Here is a 20,562-nt window from a genome sequence, read left to right as displayed (position 1 = left end):
GACAAGTCACTGGTCGTCGAAGGGATGACAAGTGGGGAAGTGGGCCTGATTCGAGCCGTGCAGGAGGTCGCCGAGTGGGCTCGGCGCAACTCGGCCTTGGTGCGGCACTGGGCGACGTCACCAGCCTGCCGCTTCCGCGGGTGGCGGTCCGTGGTCACCTGGAACGTGATCATGCCGGCCCGGCCGACCAGCTCGGCGATCACGTCGACGTGGTGCGCCGCCACGCTGCCGGGCACCGTCGTGATCGTGCCACCTGACCGCCGCAGAACCACTTCCTCGTGTCAAGGTCGGTCCGGGGCGGCCAGGGCAGTGTCGAGGAAGTCCTGGGCGACTTCGCGCAGCTTCAGATTCTGCTCCTGTGACGCCTTCACGAGCAGTGCGAAGGCGTCGTCGGCCGGGATGCGGTGGAGGGCCATCAGGATGCCCTTCGCCTGGTCGATCACCGCACGGGAGGTCAGCGCAGTGCGTAGCTGTTCCATCGTCTCGCGGGCTGTCTGGTGCCGGCGGGTGCTCCGAAGCGCCGCTTCGGCGGCGGTGGTGTAGAGATCCAGCAGGGCTCCGTCGAGAGCGCCGAAGCTGTTGCCGCCGGTGTCGTAGAGGTTGAGTGAACCGTGGTACTCGCTGTCGACGAACAACGGCGCGGACAGGTAGCCGAGCACCGCTGACTCGGCCGCCGCGGCGGCGAACTCGGGCCACTGTTGTGCCGCCTCGGCCACCTTGACCCGCTGGAGCTCACCGGTTCTGGCGGCTTCCAGGCAGGGGCCTTGCCCGGCTTTGTACTGGGCCTGGTCGATGTGGTGCGCGCTGTCACAGGTCGACGTCGCCGTGTAAGGGTCGCCGTCGCGCAGCAGGGTGATGCTGGCGAGTTCCGCGTCCGGCACCGCGTGTACGACCTGCTGACACACCCGCTGCAGGACCACTGGCAGCGCCTCTTCTTCCGTGAAGGTGCCGGCCAGCCGGTCCAACGCGGCGGTGACGTCGTCCACTCGCCGTGCGGCGTCCCGCTCGTCAAGCAGGTTCTCGTCCATATGGCGCTCCTTCGGGGCGATGCGCTCGGTCTCGCGGGTGATCGGCGTGCGGCTCTACCGAAGACCAGGTCGTGACCAGGTTCCTGGCGCCATCGGTGGAGACCCGCGGGGTGGTGTGAGCTCGGGAGCGACCGGATTCCCCGTTGCATGCCGTCCTGAGCCCGCGCGAGAGCTACGACCGGGTTTCGGCGGGGTAATCGGGACGGGCCGAACGAGAAGGCAGAGTGCCGCCGGTCAAGTCGGCTGTGTGGCGATCGAGCAACAGGGCCAGTCGGTCGCCGTCGCACTGTCGGCGGACGAGGCGTTCCCCACGTCTGCGGAGGGTGTTGAGGGTGAAGTCCGCCACCGCTCGCGGATCGGGCTGGGCCGGGCCTCGTAGGGCGGCGATCACGTGCATCGCTGACGAGGCGCCGTCGGCGGCCGCGAGTTGCCAGCCATCGAGGGTGTCCCAGATCAGGAGCAGGTCTCGGTCAGAGCGGTCTGCCGGTCGGCCGGCGAAACGGATCTGCCCGCACATCGGCTCGGTCGACTCGGTGGTGGTGTCTTCGGCCGGCAACCCCAGTTCCGTCGCCACGGCGCGTATGTAGCCGGGAAGGGCTGCCTCGACGGGAGGAATGATCTTCATGGCCCACCTGCCCATTCTCGACTACGGCGTTCGACACCACCTTTCCCCGTGATTACCCCAGCGGCGGTGACGTAATCGTGACGCGGAAGATCGGAAGGTCCTTTCGGCCTCGGTTTGGGGCACGCAGGCGTGGGTATGCCCATTCTGGTGGTGGACGAGCTCGTGTCGAATGTGTGTGTCACGGCGCCCCGCCTGCCCAGGTGCTGCTCGCCCACGAGTTCGGCTGCGTGCGAATCGAAGTCACCGATGCCAGTCCCGGACCGGCTGAATCGCGCCTGCCGGATCTCACCGGCGGGCGCGGGCTGATCTTGGTGGACGCCTGCGGTCGGCGATGGGGGAAGAGGCAGCTCGAGGCCGGGAAGACGGTCTGGGCCGAAGTCGCGGTTTCCTGCATCGAGGCCGGCTAGCTGAGTTGTTCAGCGTCAGCGTCAGCGTCAGCGGCTCGTGCTCTGGTCGGGGCTTGATCGAGTCGTCGCCGGTTAATCAGCGGATCCGCGGGTACCTGGCCCCTCAGCTTTCCACCACGAGGAGGACGCAGTGGCCCGCAAGACCCCCGGCAAGCTTGTGAAGACCGCACTCGAGAAGGCGGTGGAGAAGGTCACCGAGCTGACGAACCCCCCGATCCCCGGCTCACCCGGTAGTGAAGCTCCGTCCATCGAGGAACCGGTCGACCCGCGTGGGCCGCTGCCGCCGAAACCGGACCAGGACGGGCCGGAAACGGTCACCCCGACGGGCGCGCCCACCGGCGCGCCGAAGCTCTCGGTGGGGCAGCAGGGTGAGTACCTCACCACGACGGTCGGCGTCCGGCTGCCTGACACCGACCATTCCCTGAAAGCGGGGGAGCGGGGCCCGACTCTGCTGCAGGATCACCACTTGCGCGAGAAGGTCATGCACTTCGACCACGAGCGCATCCCGGAGCGGGTCGTGCACGCACGTGGCTACGGCGCGCACGGGGTGTTCGTCGGCTACGGCACGGCCTCGCACGTCTGCCAGGCCGGCTTCCTGGGCAACGGGGTCGAGACGCCGGTGTTCGTGCGGTTCTCCACGGTCGTCGGCTCGCGCGGATCGGCCGACGCCGTGCGCGACACCCGGGGGTTCGCGACGAAGTTCTACACGCAGGAAGGCAACTTCGACCTGGTCGGCAACAACATCCCGGTCTTCTTCATCCAGGACGGGATCAAGTTCCCCGACATCATCCACGCGGCCAAACCGCACCCGGACCGGGAGATCCCGCAGGCGCAGAGCGCCCACGACACGTTCTGGGACTTCGTGTCGACCCACACCGAAGCCACCCACCACGTGCTGTGGCAGATGTCCGACCGCGCGATCCCCCGCTCCTACCGGACGATGGAGGGCTTCGGGGTCCACACCTTCCGGCTCGTCAACGCCGACGGGGAGTCCGCGCTCGCGAAGTTCCACTGGAAGCCGAAGCTGGGCGTGCACTCCCTGGTCTGGGAGGAGGCGCAGCTGCTCAACGGCGTCGACCCGGACTTCCACCGCCGCGACCTCGCCGACGCCATCGAGTCCGGCGCGTTCCCGCAGTGGGAGCTCGGCGTGCAGATCTTCCCGGACACGCCGAGGCAGACGTTCGAAGGCATCGACCTGCTGGACCCGACCAAGCTGGTCCCGGAGGAACTCGCTCCGGTGCAGCCGGTGGGGATGCTGACGCTCAACCGGAACCCCACGAACTACTTCGCCGAGACCGAGCAGGTCGCGTTCCACGTCGGGAACCTGGTGCCCGGCATCGACGTCACCGATGACCCGCTGCTGCACGCGCGGCTGTTCTCCTATCTGGACACCCAGCTGACGAGGCTGGCGGGGCCGAACTTCAACCAGATCCCCGTCAACCGCCCGCACGTGCCGGTCAACGACATGACGCGCGACGGCTTCCACCAGCAGGCGATCCACGGCGGCGTCGCCCCGTACAAGCCGAATACCCTCGACGGCGGTAACCCGTTCGAGGCTGGTGCCGAGGCGAAACCGTTCGTCGAGGTGGCTCAGCCGCTGCCGAAATCCGCGAAGGTCCGGCAGTCACCGGTGTCGTTCACCGACCACTACACGCAGGCGAGGTTGTTCTGGCTGAGCCTGTCGCCGATCGAGAAGCAGCACGTCGTGCTGGCGTTCACCTTCGAACTCGGCAAGTGCTACGAGCAGGCGATCAAGGAACGCGAGCTGCTCGTCCTGGCCAATGTGGACCGCGAGTTGAGTCAGAAGGTGGCGCAGGGTCTCGGTCTTCCGGCCCCGGCCGTTCCCGGGCGGCAGAAGAAGGTCACGCCGAGCGCAGCGCTCTCGCAGATCGGCGGGACGTGGCCGACCGACGGGCGCATCATCGGGATCGTGGTCGACCCCACCGACCTCGACGGGGTGCGCGCGGTCCGGGAAACCATCCTGGCCGAAGGCATGGTGCCGCTGCTGATCGCGCCGACCGGCGGACCGCTCGACGCCGACAGCGGCCTGGTCGCCCAGCGCACCTTCCTCACCGCTCGTTCGGTCGAATTCGACGCCCTGCTGCTCGCGGGCAGCCCGCCGCCCGGCGCGGACGTGCTGCCCGCCGGGGACGACGCCGTCGATCCCCGGGTCGTCCTGATCGTCCAGGAGTGCTTCCGGCACGCGAAAGCCATCGGCGCGTGGGGAAGCGGGCGAGCCGCGCTCGAGGCCGCCGGCTGTGCCACCGGACCGGGGGTCGTCCTCGACGACGATCCGGCAGTGGTGCTGGCGAAGACCACGAAGCTGCTCGGGGCCCACCGCGTGTGGGAGCGATTCCCAACGTCGATCTCCTGAGAGAGGCCGGTCGTGACCGAAGCACTCACCGATGAGGAACTCGACTACCTCCGCTCGCTGTTCGACCTCGCCCGCACCGGCGACACCGAACGGCTGGCGGAGGCGATCGAGGCCGGGATACCGGTGAACCTCACCAACGAGGCCGGCGACTCACTGCTCATGCTCGCCGCGTACCACGACCACCCGGAGATGGTCCGTGCGCTGCTCGACGCGGGTGCTGACACGGCGCGGGTCAACGACCGGGGCCAGACCGCGCTGGGAGCGGCGGTGTTCCGCCGCTCCCAGCGCAGCGTCACCCACTTGCTGGCCGCGGGCGCCGACCCCGCCCTCGGCCCGCGGTCCGCGCTCGACATCGCCCGCTTCTTCGACCTGCCCGAGATGCTCACGCTTCTCGTTCAGCACCGCGGATAGCCGCGGGCCGGCGGATGGCAGCGTTCGGTTTCCACCAAACCGTGCAGGAACACGTCCAGCAAGAGCCCGAGGTGCGGTGGCCGGACCGCACCTCGGGATCGCTCAGCCGCGCAGGTTCTGCTGGGCTTCCTGAGCGCGGCCGGAGACGTCTTCGGTCGCCGAGCGCGCTTGGTCCTTGACAGTCGTCGCCGCGTCGGTGGCTTCGGACCGCACCGAGTCGGCGGCCTGCTGCACCGGCTCACGCAGGTTCTCCTTGACCTCTTCGGCCGCCTGCCGGGCGACCGGCACGATGTGCTCCTGGGCCAGGTCCGTCGCCTGGCCGGCGAGCTTGCGCTCCGCCTCGCTCGCCGGGAGCAGGGACGAGACGAGCCAGCCGGCGCCGAAGACGATCAGGCCGGCGGCCAGCGGGTTGCCCCGCGTGCCCCGGCGGATCGACTCCGGGGCGTCGCCGACGGTGTCGGCGGCCGAGCTGACCTTGTCCCCGGCCGCCGAGGCGACGGCGCCCACCTTGTCACCCGCGGTCGAGGCCTGGCCGGCCGCGGTGCCCATGACCCGGTCCTTCGCCCCGCCCAGTGCCGAGCGCACCCGGGTGACGCGGCGTTCGACGACGCGGCCCGGGCTGACCTTCTCGGTCAACGCGTTCACGTCCGTGCTCAGGTTCCGTTGCGTGCCTTCGATCTCACGGCGGATCCGGTCGGCTTCGGTCATGGTCGTTCGCCTTTCAGTGCGTCCGGGACCTGCTGCAGCGTCTCGACGGTGCGGTCGGGTTTGGGGCTGACCCGGCGGAGCTCGCGCCGCCCGTTCGTGTACAGCACGGCGCCGGCGATCACCCACACGCCGGCGACGACGAGCGCGGCCCAGCCCTCGTCCATCACGTTGGCCAGGCCCTGCCAGAGGGCGAGGGACAGGAACAGCACGATCATGTAGCCGGCGAACCCGGCTCCACCGAGCATGCCCGCGCCCTTCGCGGCCTTGCCCGCCTCGACCTTCACCTCGGCCTTGGCCAGTTCCACCTCCTGGCGCACCAGGGTGGAGACGTCCTTCATGACGTTGGTCAGCAGCTCGCCGACCGAGGTGTCGGCGACGTTGACTGGTGGGGCCGCGGGAGGTGCGGCGGCGGGTGGGGTCACCGGGGGCGCGGCGGCGGGCGGCGGCTGGGTCATCGCGGTGCCTGCCCCGGCGCAGAGAAGCCGGGCACGGGGACAGCGCCCGGCGGCTGCGGCGCGGTGTACCCGCCAGGGCCGGCCGGGTAGCCCGCGCCCCCCGGCTGCGGTGCCGACGGTTGCGGCAACGGCGGGGCCGCGGCCGGGTGACCGGCGTCGGCCGGCAGGAGCGCAGAGGGTTGCGGCACATGCGGGGTCGCGGGCAAGGGCTGCGGTGCCGCTGCCTGGCCGTTCGAGGAAGCCTTGTCCCCGGAGGATTCCTGCTGCTGGGCGACGACGCCCCGGGTGAGCCGGCCGACGACGGCGCCCGCCACCGCCGCGCCCACGAGGAACGTGCCGGGGCGACGGCGGGCGAAGCGCCGCACTTCGTCGAGCAGGTCGCCGGGCTCCCGGTGCTCGAGCCAGTCCGCGACCGATCGGGTCCGCCCGGACACCTGCCGCGCGACGTCGGAGGCGACGCCGGGGGAGTCGGTCTTCTCAGCCATCCGCTCGAGCTGGCCGGCGAGCTGGTGGAGGCTTTCCGCCGCCTTCCGCTGGCCGTCCCGGGCCTGGGACTCCAGCTGGGCCCGGCCTTCACGGAGCAGATCACGCGCTTCGTGCTGAGCGTGTGCCGCGACGTTCTTCGCCTCGTCGACCGCGGTGTGTGCCACTTCGCCGCCGCGGTCGGCGGCGGTCGTGGCGAGTTCGCGTGCTTCGTCCTTGGCGGCCTCCGGCTTCGAGGGTGATTCGCTCGGGTACTGCGTGGGCGGCGACTGGCCACCCTGTCCGTGTGTCATAAGGAACCTCCGGTGGAAGAGGCAGCTCCGTGCCTCGACGGCGCCGACGCGGGATCGGCTGGTAGTGGGCTCGGCTACCCGAGCCGTTCGGTGATAAACCGGGGCACGCAAGCGCTGGTCCGTGCGGGATTCCGGAGACACCGCCGGGGGAATCGTTTGGCGGCGGACGGGTCCGGGAACCCGCCGCGAGTAATCAGCGGTCGCCCGAGTCCCCGGCGACGCCGAACCCGGAAGGACCTGCATGGTTACGTCTGCTGTGCGCAGCGATGCCGAGACCCGCGCGACGTCGCGCAACGACTTCGGAGACCTCGGCCGCCTCGTGCGGCGCGAAGGTCTGCTCGACCGCCGCTACGGCTACTACGCGGTGAAGGTCACCCTCACCCTGCTCGCCTTGGCCGGCGGGTGCGTCGCGTTCGTGGCGCTGGGCGACTCGTGGTGGCAGCTGGCGACCGCGGTGTTCTTCGCCGTGATGTTCGCCCAGATCGCGTTCCTCGGCCACGACGCGGGCCACAACCAGATCTTCCGCACCGGCCGGGCCAACGACCGTCTCGGCTACGCCTTGGGTGGGATCGTCGGGATGAGCTACGGCTGGTGGATGGGCAAACACACCCGTCACCACGCCAGCCCCAACCACGAGGACGACGACCCCGACATCGACATCCCGTTGCTCGCCTTCACCCGCGGGCAGACGGGAGACAAGCACGGGCTGGTGCGCTGGACGTCGAAGTACCAGGCTTTCCTGTTCTTCCCGTTGCTGCTGTTGGAAGGGCTGAGCCTGCACTGGGCCGGCATCCAGGCCGTACGGGACGACGAGGTCAAGCATCGCCGGCTCGAAGCGGTGCTCCTGTTCGCCCACATCGGTATTTATCTGGGCGCGGTGTTCGTGGTGCTGTCCCCGCCGGTGGCGGTGGCGTTCATCGCCGTCCACCAAGGACTGTGGGGCGTCTACATGGGCTGCTCGTTCGCACCGGGCCACAAGGGCATGCCGACCTACACCGACAAGACGAAGCTGGACTTCCTGCGCAAGCAGGTGCTCACCAGCCGCAACGTCCGCGGCGGCCGGTGGGTCGACTTCACCCTCGGCGGGCTCAACTACCAGATCGAGCACCACCTGTTCCCGAGCATGCCCCGGGTCAACCTGCGCCGTGCGCAACCACTGGTGCGGAAGTTCTGCGAGGACCACGGGATCGACTACGCCCAGTGCGGGCTGTTCAAGACCTACTACTACGTCCTGCGGCACCTGCACGACGTCAGCGCACCGCTCCGCGCGGCGCACTAGTCCACATCGGACGATGGACGACGCAGAGGAGCGCCTCGTGGGAGCCGATCTCGAGCCAGGCGTGCGGCTGAAGGAAATCCGGTCGAAGTGCCTGACCGTGACCCACGAGTTCGTCGTGGCGCGGTGCCGGGACGAGCTCGGCGGCCACCGGGGCGGCGGCTTCGTCGCGGACGCGCTGACGTCCTTCCTGGCCGGAGGCAAGTTCCTCCGCCCCGTGTTCGCCTACATCGGCTGGACGTGCGGCGGCGCGGAGTCGGACGCCGCGCTGCGGGCCGCCGGGAGCCTGGAGCTCCTGCACTGCTTCGCGCTGGTCCAGGACGACGTGATGGACGGATCTTCCCTTCGCCGCGGGAAACCGGCGCTGCACCGCAGGATGGCGCAGTGGCACCGGGAGGAAGGCCTGTCCGGTTCGCCGGAGAAGTTCGGCGAGTCGGCGGCCGTCCTGCTCGCCGATCTGTTCCTGGTGTGGAGCGAGCGGATGCTGCGCGAGTGCGGCCTGCCGGCCGCAGCGCTGAGCCGGGGCTGGCCACGCTACGACGACCTGCGTGCGGAGCTGGCCGTCGGCCAGTTCTCCGACCTGGTGAACGACGCCGGCCGAGCGCCCGGGTGGGACTCGGTGCTCGATGTGCTTCGGCGTAAGTCCGGCAACTACACCGTGCGCCGCCCGCTCGAATTCGGTGCGGCGCTGGCGGGCTGCGGCGAGCAGCAGCTGGCCGGTCTGAGCGCCTACGGACGCCTGGTCGGCGAAGCCTTCCAGTTCCGCGACGACCTGCTCGGCGTGTTCGGCGACCCGCGGGTGACGGGCAAGCCCGTGGGGGAGGACCTGCGGGACCGGAAGGCGACGAGCGTCGTCGTGCTGGCGGCCGAGCTGGCCGACCCCGCGCAGGCCCGCGAGCTGCGCGCGCTGACCCGCCTCGACGCCGTCGAACCCGCCGACGTCCGGCGCTGGCAGGCGCTCATCGCGGCCACCGGCGCCCCCGGCGAGCTGGAGCGGATGATCGGGCGGCGCTCGGCGGACGCGCTCGAGGCCGTCGAACGCGCCGGGCTCCCCGACCCCGCCCGGGCCGCCCTGGCCGAGCTGGCGTCCTCCTGCACGGAGCGGGCCCGATGAGGCGCATCGAGGGCCGCGGCGACCACGTGGTCGTCGTCGGTGCGGGCCTGGCCGGGCTGGCGACGGCGATGCACCTGGCCGGGCGCGGCCGGAGCGTCACCGTGCTCGAACGCGACGCCGGCCCCGGCGGCCGGACGGGACGGCTCGACCACGGCGGTTACCGGCTCGACACCGGCCCGACCGTGCTGACCATGCCCGGGATCATGCGGGACACCTTCGCCGCCGTCGGGGCGGACCTCGACGACCACCTCCGCCTGCGCCCGCTCGACCCCGCCTACACCGCGTGCTTCGCCGACGGCAGCGGCCTCGCCGTGCACGCCGACGGCGACCGGATGGCCGACGCCGTCCGCGCGTTCGCCGGGCCGCGGGAGGCGGACGGCTACCGGCGGCTGCGCGCCTGGCTGACCCGGCTTCATGACGTCGAGTTCGGCCGGTTCGTCGCGGCCAACGTCGACTCGCCGTTCGGCCTGCTGTCCGGTGACCTCGCGCGGCTCGTCGCCCTCGGCGGGTTCCGGCGGCTGACCCCGAAGATCGCGTCGTTCCTGCACGACGAACGGCTTCAGCGGGTCTTCAGCTTCCAGGCGCTGTACGCGGGCGAGTCGCCGATGCGGGCGCTGGCCCTCTATGCCGTGATCTCGTACATGGACACCGTCGGCGGTGTGGTCTTCCCGGAAGGCGGCGTCGCCGAACTGCCCCGCGCGATGGCCGCCGCGGCGGCCGGTGCCGGGGTGACCTTCCGGTACGGCGAGCCCGTGGTTTCCCTGGAACGCCGGGGAACCCGGATCACGGCCGTCCACACCGGACACGGTCAGCGCGTCCCCTGCGACGCCGTGGTGCTGGCCACGGAGCTTGCGGTGAGCTACCGGCTCCTGGGCCGGACGCCGAAACGCCCGGTGCGGCTGCGGGCGGCGCCGTCGGCGGTGGTGCTGCACGCCGGGTTGCCGTCGGCCGCGGCGGACCTCGGTCACCACACGATCTCCTTCGGCGGCGCGTGGGCGACGACGTTCGACGAGCTGATCAAGACGGGACGGCTGATGAGCGACCCGTCCCTGCTGATCACCCGGCCGACGGCGACGGACGCCTCCCTCGCACCGCCGGGCAAGGAGCTGTACTCCGTCCTGGCGCCGGTCCCGAACCTGGAACGCGGTCCGCGTGACTGGGCCGGTCTTGCCGAAAGCTACGCCGACGAGCTGGCCGCAGTCGTCCGGGAGCGCCTGCTGCCGGACTTCGTACCGGAGATGCGCCGGGTGCTGAGCCCGGCGGACTGGGCCGCCCAGGGGATGGTGGCCGGCACCCCGTTCAGCTACGCGCACTCGTTCCCGCAGACCGGCCCCTTTCGGCCGCGGAACCTGCCGCGGGGCGTGAGCAACGTCGTGCTCGCCGGCGGGGGAACCGTCCCGGGTGTCGGGGTGCCGACCGTGCTGCTGTCCGGGCGGCTCGCCGCCGACCGCGTGACCGGCCCGGAACCGGGCCCGCGCCGGACGGCGATCGACCTCGCGGCGAAAGGAACACCATGACCAACCGGGAACTCGACGCGGCCGGGATCCACGACCCCGGCCTGCGGGCCGCGTACACGTGGTGCCGCCGGGTCAACGCGGCGCACGGCCGGACGTACTTCCTCGCCACGGCGATGCTGAGCCCGGCCCAGCGGCCCGCGATCCACGCGCTCTACGCGTTCGCGCGTCGGCTGGACGACATCGTCGACGAGCCGGCACCGGGCGTGACCCCCGAGCTGCTCGAGGCTCGCCTCGCCGAGGCCGAATCGGGGCTGACGGCCGGTCTGACGTCGGGGAAGAGTGCCGATCCGCTGCTGTGCGCGGTGATCGACACAGCCGTCCGCTACGGGATTCCCGCGGCGTACTTCAGCGCGTTCATCCGGTCGATGCGGCTGGACCTCACGAAGACGGACTACCGCGACCGGACCGAGCTGGACGCGTACGTGCACGGCTCCGCCGAGGTCATCGGCCTGCAGGTGCTGCCGATCCTCGGCACCACGGTGAGCTTCGACGAGGCCGCACTCCGGGCCGCCGCGCTCGGCAAAGCGTTCCAGCTGACCAATTTCCTGCGCGACGTCGCCGAGGACCTCGATCGCGGCCGGGTCTACCTGCCCGCCGACGAGCTGGCCGCCTTCGGCGTCGACCGCGACCTGCTCACCTGGTGCGCCACGCGCGGCGAGGTCGAAGCCCGGGTCCGGCGGGCACTGGCCGATCAGATCGCCACCACCCGCGCGGTCTACCGGCAGGCCGCGCCCGGCGTCGCGATGCTGCACCCGGTGTCCCGCCCGTGCGTCGCCACCGCGCTGACGCTCTACGCCCGGATCCTCGACCGGCTGGAGGACCAGGACCTCGACGTCTTCGCCGGCCGGGCCACCGTCTCGCGGAAGCGGCGACTGGCCGTCGCTTCCGGGGCCCTGACCCGGGCGTTGTGGGCGCGTCGCCGCCACCGGCCGCCCGCCGTGCCGATCCCGGCGGGGGTGACCTGAGGTGGGCCGGGCCGAGTACCTGCTCGTGCTCGCCGCCTGCGTGCTGGTCACGCTGCCGCTGGAGCTCGCCGGCGCCCGCGTCTACCGCCGGCCGCGGCGGCTGGCGCGGGCCGTCCTGCCGGTGGCGGCGGTCTTCCTGCTCTGGGACGTGCTGGCGATCAGCGCGGGCGTCTGGTCCTACGACCCGGCGTTCGTCTCCGGCCTGCGCGCGCCCGGGAACATCCCGTTGGAGGAGATCCTGTTCTTCGTTGTCGTGCCGATCTGCGGGGTGATGACCTACGAGGCGGTCGGGCTGATGCTCACCGTGGGCGCCCGGCTCCGCCGCCGCGACCGCGCCGGGTCGCGGTCGTGACGGTTCCCTGGGGGTACACCGTGCCCGTGGTCGCGGCGGTCCTCGTCGTGGTCGGGGCCGAGGTGCTCATCGTCCGCTCCGGGCTGTTCCGCCAGGCCCGGTACTGGATCACGATGGTGATCGTCACCGCGTTCCAGATTCCGGTCGACGGCTGGCTGACCAAGCTCAGCGCCCCGATCGTGCGCTACGCCCCGGACCAGATCACCGGCCTGCGGTTCCCGTGGGACATCCCGGTCGAAGACTTCCTGTTCGGGTTCGCCCTCGTCACCGCGGTGCTGATGCTCTGGGAGCGGGCCCGCCGGAAGGAGTCCCCGTGACCCTCGACCGTGGTGGGCTCTCCCGCGAGCGCGTCCCGCCGGCCTTCGACGCCGGAGCGGCCGCCTACGACCGACTGGTCGCCGTGAACCCCGGCTACCACGCGCAGCTGCGGCTGTCGGCCCGCCGGCTGGGCGGCGCCGGGCTGCGCCTCCTCGACGCCGGCTGCGGCACCGGCGCCTCCACCGCGGCGTTGCTGACCGCGTTCCCGCACGCGCGGATCACCGCCGTCGACGCTTCGGCCGGCATGCTCGCCGAGGCGCGCCGGAAGTCCTGGCCGGCGACGGTGACCTTCGTGCACAGTCGCATCGAAGACTTCGGTGCCGGCGAGGACTTCGATGGGATCTTCGCGGCCTACCTGCTGCGCAACCTGGCGGACCCGGACCGGCAGCTGACCGCGTTCCGGACGGCGCTGCGTCCCGGCGGCCGCCTCGCCCTGCACGAGTACTCCGTGCGGGACTCGCGACGCGCCCGGGTGGTCTGGAACCTGGTGTGCGGCACGATCGTGATCCCCGCCGGCCGGCTGGTGACCGGGGACGCGACGCTGTACCGGCACCTGCGCCGCAGCGTCCTGGCCTTCGACGGGCTCGGGACACTGGCCGGGCGGCTCGACCGGGCCGGCTTCACCGACGTCCGCGTCCACCCGATGAGCGGCTGGCAGCGCGGCATCGCCCACACCGTCACGGCCACCGCCCGATGAGCGATCGCCGCCGGACGCGGATCCCCGCCCCGCCGGGCGTGGCCCACGCGCGGGACCTCGGACGCCGTCCGGCGGTCGCCGTGGTCGGCGCGGGAATCGCCGGGCTGGCCGCGGCCACCGCACTGGCCGAACGCGGTGTGGCCGTGACGGTGTTCGAGCGCGAGGAGTACGCGGGTGGCCGGGCCGGCGGGTGGCCGCACACCCTGGCCGACGGCAGCGCGGTCACCATGAGCCGCGGCTTCCACGCGTTCTTCCGGCAGTACTACAACCTTCGCGCGCTGCTGCGGCGCACCGACCCCGGCCTGGACCGGCTGGCGCCGCTGCACGACTACCCGTTGCTCGACGCGCGCGGACGCACCGATACGTTCGCCGGGCTGCCGCGCACCCCGCCGTGGAACGCGCTCGCGTTCGCCTTGCGCAGCCCCACCTTCCGCACCGCAGACCTGCTGCGGCTCAAGCCGCGGGCCGCGTGGCCGCTGGTGACCGTGCGCGTCCCGGAGATCTACGAGCGCCTCGACGGGATCGACGCGGCCACGTTCCTGGAGCGGCTCAACTTTCCTTTGGCGGCCCGGCATCTGGCTTTCGAAGTGTTCTCCCGCAGCTTCTTCGCCGACCCCGGCAGGCTGTCGGCGGCCGAGCTCGCGGTGATGTTCCACCTGTACTTCCTCGGGTCGAGTGAGGGTCTGGTCTTCGACGTCCCGACCGAGCCGTTTTCCCAGGCACTGTGGGATCCTCTGGTCGGCTATTTGTCTACATCGGACGTTTCGGTGCGGCTCGGGGTGGCGGTGTCGTCGATCGACCGCGACCGGACGGGACGGCTCGTCGTCCACCCCGGGGACGGCCCGGCGCTCCCGGTCGACGCCGTGGTGCTGGCCTGCGACCCGGGCGGCCTGCGCCGGCTCGTCGCCGCGTCGCCCGCCCTCGGCGACGACGCGTGGCGGAATCGGGTGGCGGCGGTGCGGGAGGCGCCGCCCTTCCTGGTGCGGCGGTTGTGGCTGGACCGGGGGGTCGCGCCGGAGCGGTCGCCGTTCCTCGGCACGGGCAGCCTGCGGCCGTTGGACAACATCAGCGTCCTCGACCGGTACGAAGGGGAAGCCGGCCGATGGGCAGTGAAGACCGGGGGCAGTGTCGTCGAGTTGCACGCGTACGCCGTCGACACGGCCGATCGCGCGGCGGTGTCCCGCCGGGCGCTGGACCGGCTCCACGCGCTCTACCCGGAGACGGCCGGCGCGCGCATCGTCGACGAGGTGTCCCTGTGGCGCCAGGACTGCCCGCTCTTCGGCGTCGGGACCTTCCCCGCTCGCCCGACGGTCACCACCCCGGACCCGGACGTGGTCCTGGCCGGTGACGGGATCCGCGTCGACCTCCCGGTCGCGCTGATGGAACGCGCTGCGACAACGGGGTTCACCGCGGCCGGGGTGTTGCTGGCGGGCTGGGGACTGGCCGGGCACCCCTTGACGACGGTGCCCAACCACGGACGGTTCGCGGTCCGCCGCCGCTGATCAGCCGCGGAGCTGGTAGCGGCGCTCGGCGTAGGCGAGGTCGTCCCGCCACAGCCGGGCCGCGGTGCGACGCATCAGCGGCCGCAGGAGCGGCGCCGCGTGCCGGGCGAGCGCGAACCCCGGCCGGCCGGACGTGGCGATCGTCGCCTCGGTGACGGCGGTGCGGGGGCGGCCGTCCGCACCGGCGCCGAGCGGGGTCGCGTGGGTCTCCACGACGCTGCCGGCACCTTCGCCGTCGGTGATCCGCATGACGACGGTCCGCGGTTCCGGGCAGGTGAACTCGGCCCGGACGGGGACACCCCAGCGACCGGCGAGCCGGAACGTGACCTCGACCAGGAACCGGTCGTCCTCCTCGGCGACGTCCAGGGCCACGGGCGCGTCCAGCACCCGCAGCCGGGCGAAGGAGTACGGGTGGAACCAGGCGCCGTGCCACGGGTCCAGCCGGTTCGCGACGACGTCGGCCGGCTCGCAGACTCCCGTCAGCGCCGCGACCGCCTCGACGGAGGTCTCGGGCGCCGGGCGCTCGGGCAGGACGGGAGCATCGGTCGGCGGCTCACCGCCGAGGTCGTCGAGCCGGACCCAGGTGAGCACGCCGTCGTCGTGACACGGCACCGGAGACCACGCGCCGCGCGTGCCGGCGCCAAGCCGCAGGCCGTGCCACCGGCAGACCAGTTCTCCGCAGTCGAGCTTGGCCTCGGCCAGCGGTGCGCCGAGGTGCGGGCACGCGCCCGGCCCGGCGCGGAGCACGCCGCCGTCGTCTCGCCAAAGGACCAGTTCGCGGCCGGCGACCGCCGCGCCCAGCGGTGCGTCCGGGCGGACGTCCCGGGAGGCGCCCACGACGTACCAGTTGCCGGATGGCCGGGCTTCGCCGCGTTTCACCGCGGCTTCGATCACCGCGGGACTCGCCTCCTGGTAGGTGGGGCGCTGCCGGGGCCAGCGCGCCTCGCTGAACGGCTGCACAGGCCAGCGCTGCGGCCAGTGCCCGGTGATCCGGGATCTCACGCTCATGTCGGGCTCCTCGCCGGTGGCCGTGCCTCGCACGCGCTGGACGGCCGGTGCTCCTCAAGAGTGACCTCTCACGGAGAGGAAGCGGCCGTCCGGTGACGCGGTGGGCCCTTCGCCATGTTCGGCGCAATACATGGCCAGTGATCGGCTACCCGCCGTACTCGTGGGTAAACCGGAATTCTCTTCAGCCGGTCACGTGCTGGTCCTCGGCGAGGGGCAATTCTTCTTGCTGCGGCCTTCGACCTGTTCGTCCGAGGATGGTTGTTCGCGCCGAATCGCGCAGCTATGGTGGCGCTACGTGGTTGAACAGACAGTCACAGCACGGTTTTCGCCTGGCCTGGACCTCGCCCGCCGGCAACCTCGGATTTCGAGCGTCGGGAGCCACCATGGCTTGGCCTTTCACCATCATCGACGCCGACGGGCGTTCGTCACTGGATGTGAAAACTCTTCATCCCCGCCCCGGTGCCGCGATCGTGACCGTGCGCGGAGACGTTGACCTGGTCACCGCCTCCCAGTTGGCCGACGAGCTGAACGCGCTCTGCCGGACACCGCACCACCAGGTGCTCGTCGATCTGAGCGGGGTGGGTTTCCTGTCCGCGTGTGGCGTCACCATGCTGCTCGACCTGGAACAGCGCTGCCGGGAGGTTTCGGCGCAGCTTTCGGTGATCGCGTCTCCGACGGTCCGGCGGGGCTTCGAGCAACTGGGCTTGACCGAGCTGTTCGGCATGGCGGAAAGGCTCCGGCTCGTCCGGTGAGGATCGGTCCGCTCCAATCCGGGGTGCGTGTGTGCCGGCCGACGGCGATGTCGGCCAAGCGGGCCGATGATTCCTTGTTGCGCGAGCGCAGCAGCAACGCTTGCACGGCGTCCGGCAGCAGTTTGCCCGGCCCCCGGACGGCGTGTTCCGGGCACCGACGGCGGGCCAGTCCTCGTCGACGACCCGGATGTGCGAGCTGCCGACGACCCACCCGCCGAAGGACCACCCGTCGGCGAGCACAGCGAACACAGCTTCCGGTGGTACGCCAACCATCCGGCTGACTTCGGTCACAGCATTCTCCGCTCATCAGGGACAGCTGAGGTCGTCTGTAGGCCTTGTCTGTGGACTGGGCTGCAGGTGCTCAGCGTGATTTCGCAGTCGGCAGGCGGCCGGCTGCGGCCATGAGGTAGGCCCGGACCGTGTCCGCGGCGACCCGGTTCCACGAGTAACGCGCGTTCGCCCGGTCCTGGCCCGCGGCGCCGTAGGCACCGCGCAGCGCGGGGTCGCCGAGCAGCCGACGGATCGCATACGCCACGGCACCCGGCTGCCTGGACCGTACGAGAAGTCCGGTGAAACCGTCGACGACCGTGTCGGTCAGCCCTCCGACCGCCGCGGCGACCACCGGTACACCGCAGGCCATGGCTTCCAGCGCCACCATCCCGAACGGCTCGTACCGCGGCGTGCACACCACGACGTCCGCCGAGCGCAGCAACCCGGGCCTGCCCGCCCGGGCGATCCGCCCCGGCCAGCGGACGCGACCGGCTACGCCCAGCCGGGTCGCCAGGTGCCGCAACCGGCGAGCTTCGGCGTCGTCTGCCAGTGGTCCGTGTTCCGGGCCGCCGAGCAGGTGGCGATGGTCCGGTCGGCGCGCCGACCGACCATCCGCTCGATCCGTGTCCGGTCGGCGAGGCCGGTGGCTCGCTCGCCCCCGTGCCGCTGCTCCACGCTCCCGAGCGTGTGGAAGGTCTGCGTGAACGGGATCCCGAGTTCGCTCGTCGCGAGGGCGGCCGCGATCCCGGAGATCCAGGAGTGAGCGTGGACCAAGTCAGGTGGATCCGTCACCCATCGGGCTCGCAGGAAGTCGCTGAACTCGCCGGTGAACGGCACCAGGCCGGCTTCCGGGGTCCGCCGGGGTGGCCCGGCCGGCACGTGCACCACGGGGTACCCGGCCGGGGTGTCCACTCTGGAACGGACACTCCGGGATTCGCGCCGGGTGTAGACGATCACGTCGTGCCCGGCTCTGGTCATCGCCGAGGCCAGCTCGTCGACGTGGACGTGCTGGCCGCCGGTATCGGCTTCCCCCGCGGCTCCCAGCGGACTGGCGTGCGCCGACACCATCGCGATCTTCACGGTCAGGGCGTGCCGAGGTCGGCGCGGTCGACTTTGCGGTGGAACCGCATTCCGGCCAGGCCGCCGAGGATCGCTCCGACCAGGGCGACGATGAGCGCGACGACCGCACCGATGATCGCCGTGATGGTGGCGGCGTCGTCGCTGACGGGGAGTTTCGGCAGCCCGTCGACGCGGCTCATGACGTCGAACCGGTCTCCGGCGATGGCGGCGAGGATCGCGACGACGACGGTGATGACGATCGTCCAGACCCAGACGGCGATGCCTTGCTTCATACCGTTGAACCTGGCCATGCGTCCGGCGACGTAGCCGCCGCAGTAGTAGGCGATCAGCAGGACGGCCGCCGCGATGATGGCGCTGACGACTCCTGCGGTCTGCGTCATGTCGGCGTTCTGCGCGGCTTGGCCGGCCGCTTGCCGGCTGTCGTCGGTGAGTGACAGGCCGATAATCCCGCCGATCGCGGTGAGCAGCGCGAAGAGCAGGACAGCGGTGCCGATCGCGGTGAGCCAGCCGAAGAACGCCGAGCCCCACTTGATGCCACCGAAGCGCTCCTTCTGCTCGTGGAGGAGATCTCCGCGGGAAGGTTCGATGTCCTGCTCCAGCGCGCTGTGGTGATCGAGTTCGGTCCGGTCGACAGCGGTGTGCTGTCCGGGACCGGACCGGCCGGTCAGCCGGCTGCGAACCGCCGACTCCCGTCGACCGGGTTCCTGAGTGGTGGGCTGCGCTGAGTCAGGGGTGGTGCCGCGGTCGTTGCGTTCGCGTTCGGTGGGCATGGGGGTCTCCTCGGGTGGTCCGGTGACCGGCCGGACGTGAGCGGAACGGCCGATCGTTCGAATGACGGCAGGACTGCCCGTGCCGTCGGCAGACGCCTCACGGGTTGGTCAGCTGAAAAGCTCCGATGGCGTTACCGGAGTTGAGCGAGAGAGATCGAACCAGAATTGTCGGGGCGACTTCTGCGAACACGTGACGCTCGCCGTTGAACACCGGGTCTGGGGTGTGGTACCCGAGCCAGTGTGGCTCTTCGTGAGGCGGATGCCCCCGACGTGCCACCGCAAACATTCGGACACTGCGGGAGGTATGCACGCCTCACTGCGAAGATCAGTTCTGCCACCAGGGCTCACCGCCGTTTGTTGCGACATTTCTGAGGAGCCCCGGACCTACGTTTGATGATGCCGGGCGTTCGGTGTCGGCTCCGTCACGGGAGCTCGCCGTTTCCGCGGGTTTCTGGCCGATGTCCCCGGGTAACCGCGGAATCCGGCCGAGAACGGAGAGCTGTATGCCCACCCCCATCCGCACCCATGAGGACACCAGCGAGAGGCGAGGCCAAGGCACGCCAGTGCGGCTCGCCGCGTTGTCGCTCGGCGTGGTCTACTTCGTGCTCGGCGTTGCCGGGTTCTTCGTCCCCGGCAACGCCGGATCCACGTCCGCCGGTCCGTTCGGGACACACCAGCCGCAGTACACGTTCCTGATCTTCAGCGTCAGCCCGCTCATGAACGTCCTGCACACGCTCGTCGGCGTGCTGGGTCTCCTGGCCGCTCGCAAGGTCACCGGCACCGCGATCTACACACTCGCCCTCGCGATCGGGTTCGCGGGGTTCAACGCGTACAGCATCCTGGTGCTCACCGTCGGCACCGGTGACCGGATCAACCTCAACTGGGCCGACGTGATCCTGCACCTGGTCACCATGGCCGGCGCCGCGCTGCTGTCGTATGCGGCGTTCCGGGTTCTGCGGGCCCGGCGTGCCGGGCCTGTCGAATCTTGACCGTGAGCGTCCATGCCGGCTCCTTCACGCCCGGTTCGCGGCCACGATCGCGCCGACGAACCGGAGTTTCGTGTGCACCACGGGCGACAGGGCGAACGGGTAGAGGTCGTCCTTGCCCATGCTGCGGTTGAGCTGGTTGAGGGCGCGCGAGAGCGGGATCCAGGTCGCGATCAGGTCGTCGACGTCGTCGGTCCGGTCTTCGGGGACGGCGTCGACCCGGCTGCCGGGGTGGGGCGCGATCGGCGTGCCGGCCACGAGGACGCCGAGCGCCGCGGCGGTCTGCACGGTGTCGCGGATGTGCAGGAGGTGGGCGAAGGTTTCGGCCCAGTCCTCCCAGGGGTGCGCGGCCGCGTAATGGCTGACGTGGTCCTCTGCCCAGCCGGTGCCGGCGTCGCTTCCGTAGTGTTTCTCCAGTGCCTCCTGGTAGTCGGCTCGTTCGTCGCCGAACAGGTCCCGGAACGCGGCGGGCGCGTCGGCGACCAGCCGGTCCCAGTACCAGTGGCCGGTCTCGTGCCGGAAGTGGCCGAGGAGGGTGCGGTACGGCTCGGCCAGCCGCGCGCGCAGGCCTTCGCGGAACCCGTCGTCGCCCTCGGCCAGGTCGATGGTGATCACGCCGCCGGCGTGCCCGGTGGTCACCGGACGGTCCGTGCTGGAGAGCAGGTCAAAGGCCAGGCCGTGCAGGGGATCGGCGGTCCGTGGTGTCACGGGCAGGCCGAGGTCGTCCAGCTGGTAGACGAGCCGTCGTTTGGCGGCTTCCGCGGCGCGGAAGGCTTCGAGGGCGTCGACGTCTTCGTCGGCGGGGCGGGTCCGGGTCAGCGTGCAGCAGCCGCACAGGGGGCCGTCCGCGGCGAGCCAGTTGCAGCCGGCGAGTTCGGCGTTGGCGCAGCGATCGCTTCCGGTCGTGCGGAGCATCGACCGGGTGGCGCGGTCGTAGCCGACGTCGGTGCCGCACACCACGCAGGCCGAGTTTTCGAAGAACAGCAGGTTCGCGCAGTGGGGGCAGGTGAACGTGCGCAACTGGACGTCCTTCCGGTCAGGTGCGGTCGAGCCGTGGGTAGAGGACTTCCCTGACGAGGAGCAGGAGTGCGGCGGCGATGGGGATGGCGACGAGGGCGCCGACGACGCCGAGCAGTGCGCCGCCGACGATGACGGCGACGACGGTGACGAG

22 protein-coding genes and 2 pseudogenes are annotated in these 20,562 nt (G+C 71.3%); 14 read left to right on the top strand and 10 right to left on the bottom strand.

What is annotated here, in order from left to right; all coding sequences use genetic code 11:
• The first annotated feature begins 74 nt into the window (after positions 1-74).
• Positions 75-257: a hypothetical protein gene (locus AB0C38_RS15680; protein WP_360672736.1), complete on the top strand. Its 183-nt coding sequence runs from the start codon at positions 75-77 to the stop codon at positions 255-257.
• 24 nt (positions 258-281) lie between these two features.
• Here AB0C38_RS15680 and AB0C38_RS15675 read toward each other — a convergent pair whose 3' ends face one another.
• Together AB0C38_RS15675 and AB0C38_RS15670 are read right to left on the bottom strand one after the other, a co-directional pair.
• A complete protein-coding gene (locus AB0C38_RS15675; protein WP_360672734.1) occupies positions 282-1,028 on the bottom strand; it encodes a GAF and ANTAR domain-containing protein in 747 nt (248 codons plus the stop codon).
• Positions 1,029-1,200: 172 nt separating this feature from the next.
• The gene (locus AB0C38_RS15670; RefSeq protein WP_360672731.1) at positions 1,201-1,653 is read right to left on the bottom strand and encodes a DUF6292 family protein; all 453 of its coding nucleotides are present in this window, start codon (positions 1,651-1,653) and stop codon (positions 1,201-1,203) included.
• A gap of 200 nt (positions 1,654-1,853) precedes the next feature.
• Between AB0C38_RS15670 and AB0C38_RS15665 the strand changes: the two genes are divergently transcribed.
• From AB0C38_RS15665 to AB0C38_RS15655, 3 genes are all read left to right on the top strand, one after another.
• A complete protein-coding gene (locus tag AB0C38_RS15665) occupies positions 1,854-2,060 on the top strand; it encodes an ATP-binding protein (protein ID WP_360672728.1) in 207 nt (68 codons plus the stop codon).
• Between the two features lie 130 nt (positions 2,061-2,190).
• Positions 2,191-4,434, top strand: coding sequence for a catalase (locus AB0C38_RS15660; RefSeq protein ID WP_360672725.1), 2,244 nt, complete (start codon positions 2,191-2,193; stop codon positions 4,432-4,434).
• 12 nt (positions 4,435-4,446) lie between these two features.
• Complete coding sequence (locus AB0C38_RS15655) at positions 4,447-4,845, top strand: ankyrin repeat domain-containing protein (RefSeq protein WP_360672722.1); 399 nt, start codon at positions 4,447-4,449, stop codon at positions 4,843-4,845.
• Between the two features lie 102 nt (positions 4,846-4,947).
• Here AB0C38_RS15655 and AB0C38_RS15650 read toward each other — a convergent pair whose 3' ends face one another.
• Genes AB0C38_RS15650 through AB0C38_RS15640 form a run of 3 tightly spaced genes read right to left on the bottom strand, consistent with a single transcriptional unit; the run spans position 4,948 to position 6,784 of the window.
• Positions 4,948-5,553 carry a DUF3618 domain-containing protein gene (locus AB0C38_RS15650; protein ID WP_360672719.1) on the bottom strand — a complete coding sequence of 202 codons (606 nt, stop codon included), beginning with the start codon at positions 5,551-5,553 and terminating at the stop codon, positions 4,948-4,950.
• Complete coding sequence (locus AB0C38_RS15645) at positions 5,550-6,008, bottom strand: phage holin family protein (RefSeq protein ID WP_360672716.1); 459 nt, start codon at positions 6,006-6,008, stop codon at positions 5,550-5,552. Before AB0C38_RS15645 ends, AB0C38_RS15650 begins: the two co-directional genes overlap by 4 nt.
• Positions 6,005-6,784 carry a hypothetical protein gene (locus AB0C38_RS15640; RefSeq protein WP_360672713.1) on the bottom strand — a complete coding sequence of 260 codons (780 nt, stop codon included), beginning with the start codon at positions 6,782-6,784 and terminating at the stop codon, positions 6,005-6,007. The genes AB0C38_RS15645 and AB0C38_RS15640 overlap by 4 nt, the downstream gene beginning before the upstream one ends.
• Before the next feature lie 241 nt (positions 6,785-7,025).
• Between AB0C38_RS15640 and AB0C38_RS15635 the strand changes: the two genes are divergently transcribed.
• From AB0C38_RS15635 to AB0C38_RS15600, 8 genes are read left to right on the top strand one after another with little or no spacing between them, the layout of a single operon-like run.
• The gene (locus tag AB0C38_RS15635; protein WP_360672710.1) at positions 7,026-8,063 is read left to right on the top strand and encodes an acyl-CoA desaturase; all 1,038 of its coding nucleotides are present in this window, start codon (positions 7,026-7,028) and stop codon (positions 8,061-8,063) included.
• A gap of 37 nt (positions 8,064-8,100) precedes the next feature.
• The gene (locus AB0C38_RS15630) at positions 8,101-9,174 is read left to right on the top strand and encodes a polyprenyl synthetase family protein (protein ID WP_360672707.1); all 1,074 of its coding nucleotides are present in this window, start codon (positions 8,101-8,103) and stop codon (positions 9,172-9,174) included.
• Positions 9,171-10,691, top strand: a complete 1,521-nt coding sequence (gene crtI, locus AB0C38_RS15625; RefSeq protein ID WP_360672703.1) for a phytoene desaturase family protein — start codon at positions 9,171-9,173, stop codon at positions 10,689-10,691. Before AB0C38_RS15630 ends, crtI begins: the two co-directional genes overlap by 4 nt.
• Positions 10,688-11,656 (top strand): phytoene/squalene synthase family protein, encoded by a 969-nt coding sequence (locus AB0C38_RS15620; RefSeq protein WP_360672701.1) that lies wholly within the window; start codon positions 10,688-10,690, stop codon positions 11,654-11,656. The genes crtI and AB0C38_RS15620 overlap by 4 nt, the downstream gene beginning before the upstream one ends.
• Before the next feature lies 1 nt (position 11,657).
• Entirely contained in the window at positions 11,658-12,008 is a 351-nt protein-coding gene (locus AB0C38_RS15615) for a lycopene cyclase domain-containing protein (protein ID WP_360672699.1), read from the top strand.
• The gene (locus tag AB0C38_RS15610; RefSeq protein WP_360672696.1) at positions 12,005-12,325 is read left to right on the top strand and encodes a lycopene cyclase domain-containing protein; all 321 of its coding nucleotides are present in this window, start codon (positions 12,005-12,007) and stop codon (positions 12,323-12,325) included. Before AB0C38_RS15615 ends, AB0C38_RS15610 begins: the two co-directional genes overlap by 4 nt.
• Entirely contained in the window at positions 12,322-13,023 is a 702-nt protein-coding gene (locus AB0C38_RS15605) for a class I SAM-dependent methyltransferase (protein WP_360672693.1), read from the top strand. Before AB0C38_RS15610 ends, AB0C38_RS15605 begins: the two co-directional genes overlap by 4 nt.
• A complete protein-coding gene (locus tag AB0C38_RS15600; RefSeq protein WP_360672691.1) occupies positions 13,020-14,525 on the top strand; it encodes an FAD-dependent oxidoreductase in 1,506 nt (501 codons plus the stop codon). The genes AB0C38_RS15605 and AB0C38_RS15600 overlap by 4 nt, the downstream gene beginning before the upstream one ends.
• Here AB0C38_RS15600 and AB0C38_RS15595 read toward each other — a convergent pair whose 3' ends face one another.
• Positions 14,526-15,533 carry a DUF5914 domain-containing protein gene (locus tag AB0C38_RS15595; RefSeq protein WP_360672688.1) on the bottom strand — a complete coding sequence of 336 codons (1,008 nt, stop codon included), beginning with the start codon at positions 15,531-15,533 and terminating at the stop codon, positions 14,526-14,528.
• 254 nt (positions 15,534-15,787) lie between these two features.
• On the opposite strand from AB0C38_RS15595, the gene AB0C38_RS15590 reads away from it, so the two are divergent.
• Positions 15,788-16,285 carry an STAS domain-containing protein gene (locus AB0C38_RS15590; RefSeq protein ID WP_360672685.1) on the top strand — a complete coding sequence of 166 codons (498 nt, stop codon included), beginning with the start codon at positions 15,788-15,790 and terminating at the stop codon, positions 16,283-16,285.
• A gap of 25 nt (positions 16,286-16,310) precedes the next feature.
• On the opposite strand, the pseudogene AB0C38_RS15585 reads toward AB0C38_RS15590, so the two are convergent.
• The 3 genes and pseudogenes from AB0C38_RS15585 to AB0C38_RS15575 all read right to left on the bottom strand — a co-directional run.
• Positions 16,311-16,576: pseudogene (locus tag AB0C38_RS15585) on the bottom strand (SRPBCC family protein); the annotation flags it as partial.
• A gap of 70 nt (positions 16,577-16,646) precedes the next feature.
• A pseudogene (locus AB0C38_RS15580) lies at positions 16,647-17,635 on the bottom strand (glycosyltransferase).
• A gap of 2 nt (positions 17,636-17,637) precedes the next feature.
• Complete coding sequence (locus AB0C38_RS15575; RefSeq protein WP_360672682.1) at positions 17,638-18,405, bottom strand: hypothetical protein; 768 nt, start codon at positions 18,403-18,405, stop codon at positions 17,638-17,640.
• 503 nt (positions 18,406-18,908) lie between these two features.
• Here AB0C38_RS15575 and AB0C38_RS15570 point away from each other — a divergent pair.
• Entirely contained in the window at positions 18,909-19,394 is a 486-nt protein-coding gene (locus tag AB0C38_RS15570) for a DUF4383 domain-containing protein (protein WP_360672680.1), read from the top strand.
• A gap of 24 nt (positions 19,395-19,418) precedes the next feature.
• Here the strand turns inward: AB0C38_RS15570 and AB0C38_RS15565 are convergent, their stop codons facing one another.
• The gene (locus AB0C38_RS15565) at positions 19,419-20,411 is read right to left on the bottom strand and encodes a putative zinc-binding metallopeptidase (RefSeq protein ID WP_360672678.1); all 993 of its coding nucleotides are present in this window, start codon (positions 20,409-20,411) and stop codon (positions 19,419-19,421) included.
• Between the last annotated feature and the right edge of the window lie 151 nt (positions 20,412-20,562).

It is taken from the genome of Amycolatopsis sp. NPDC048633, from assembly GCF_040650695.1.
Taxonomy (GTDB): domain Bacteria; phylum Actinomycetota; class Actinomycetes; order Mycobacteriales; family Pseudonocardiaceae; genus Amycolatopsis.
The sequence above is the reverse complement of the archived record's forward strand: the minus strand, read 5'-3'. Positions and strand labels throughout refer to the sequence as shown.

Excerpts from the sequence above, each read along its gene's own strand:
- AB0C38_RS15675 (WP_360672734.1), bottom strand. The coding sequence starts at position 1,028 with ATGGACGAGAACCTGCTTGACGAGCGGGACGCCGCACGGCGAGTGGAC.
- AB0C38_RS15670 (WP_360672731.1), bottom strand. The coding sequence starts at position 1,653 with ATGAAGATCATTCCTCCCGTCGAGGCAGCCCTTCCCGGCTACATACGC.
- AB0C38_RS15650 (WP_360672719.1), bottom strand. The coding sequence starts at position 5,553 with ATGACCGAAGCCGACCGGATCCGCCGTGAGATCGAAGGCACGCAACGG.
- AB0C38_RS15645 (WP_360672716.1), bottom strand. The coding sequence starts at position 6,008 with ATGACCCAGCCGCCGCCCGCCGCCGCGCCCCCGGTGACCCCACCCGCC.
- AB0C38_RS15640 (WP_360672713.1), bottom strand. The coding sequence starts at position 6,784 with ATGACACACGGACAGGGTGGCCAGTCGCCGCCCACGCAGTACCCGAGC.
- AB0C38_RS15635 (WP_360672710.1), top strand. The coding sequence starts at position 7,026 with ATGGTTACGTCTGCTGTGCGCAGCGATGCCGAGACCCGCGCGACGTCG.
- crtI (WP_360672703.1), top strand. The coding sequence starts at position 9,171 with ATGAGGCGCATCGAGGGCCGCGGCGACCACGTGGTCGTCGTCGGTGCG.
- AB0C38_RS15620 (WP_360672701.1), top strand. The coding sequence starts at position 10,688 with ATGACCAACCGGGAACTCGACGCGGCCGGGATCCACGACCCCGGCCTG.
- AB0C38_RS15600 (WP_360672691.1), top strand. The coding sequence starts at position 13,020 with ATGAGCGATCGCCGCCGGACGCGGATCCCCGCCCCGCCGGGCGTGGCC.
- AB0C38_RS15595 (WP_360672688.1), bottom strand. The coding sequence starts at position 15,533 with ATGAGCGTGAGATCCCGGATCACCGGGCACTGGCCGCAGCGCTGGCCT.
- AB0C38_RS15590 (WP_360672685.1), top strand. The coding sequence starts at position 15,788 with ATGGTTGTTCGCGCCGAATCGCGCAGCTATGGTGGCGCTACGTGGTTG.
- AB0C38_RS15575 (WP_360672682.1), bottom strand. The coding sequence starts at position 18,405 with ATGCCCACCGAACGCGAACGCAACGACCGCGGCACCACCCCTGACTCA.
- AB0C38_RS15570 (WP_360672680.1), top strand. The coding sequence starts at position 18,909 with ATGCCCACCCCCATCCGCACCCATGAGGACACCAGCGAGAGGCGAGGC.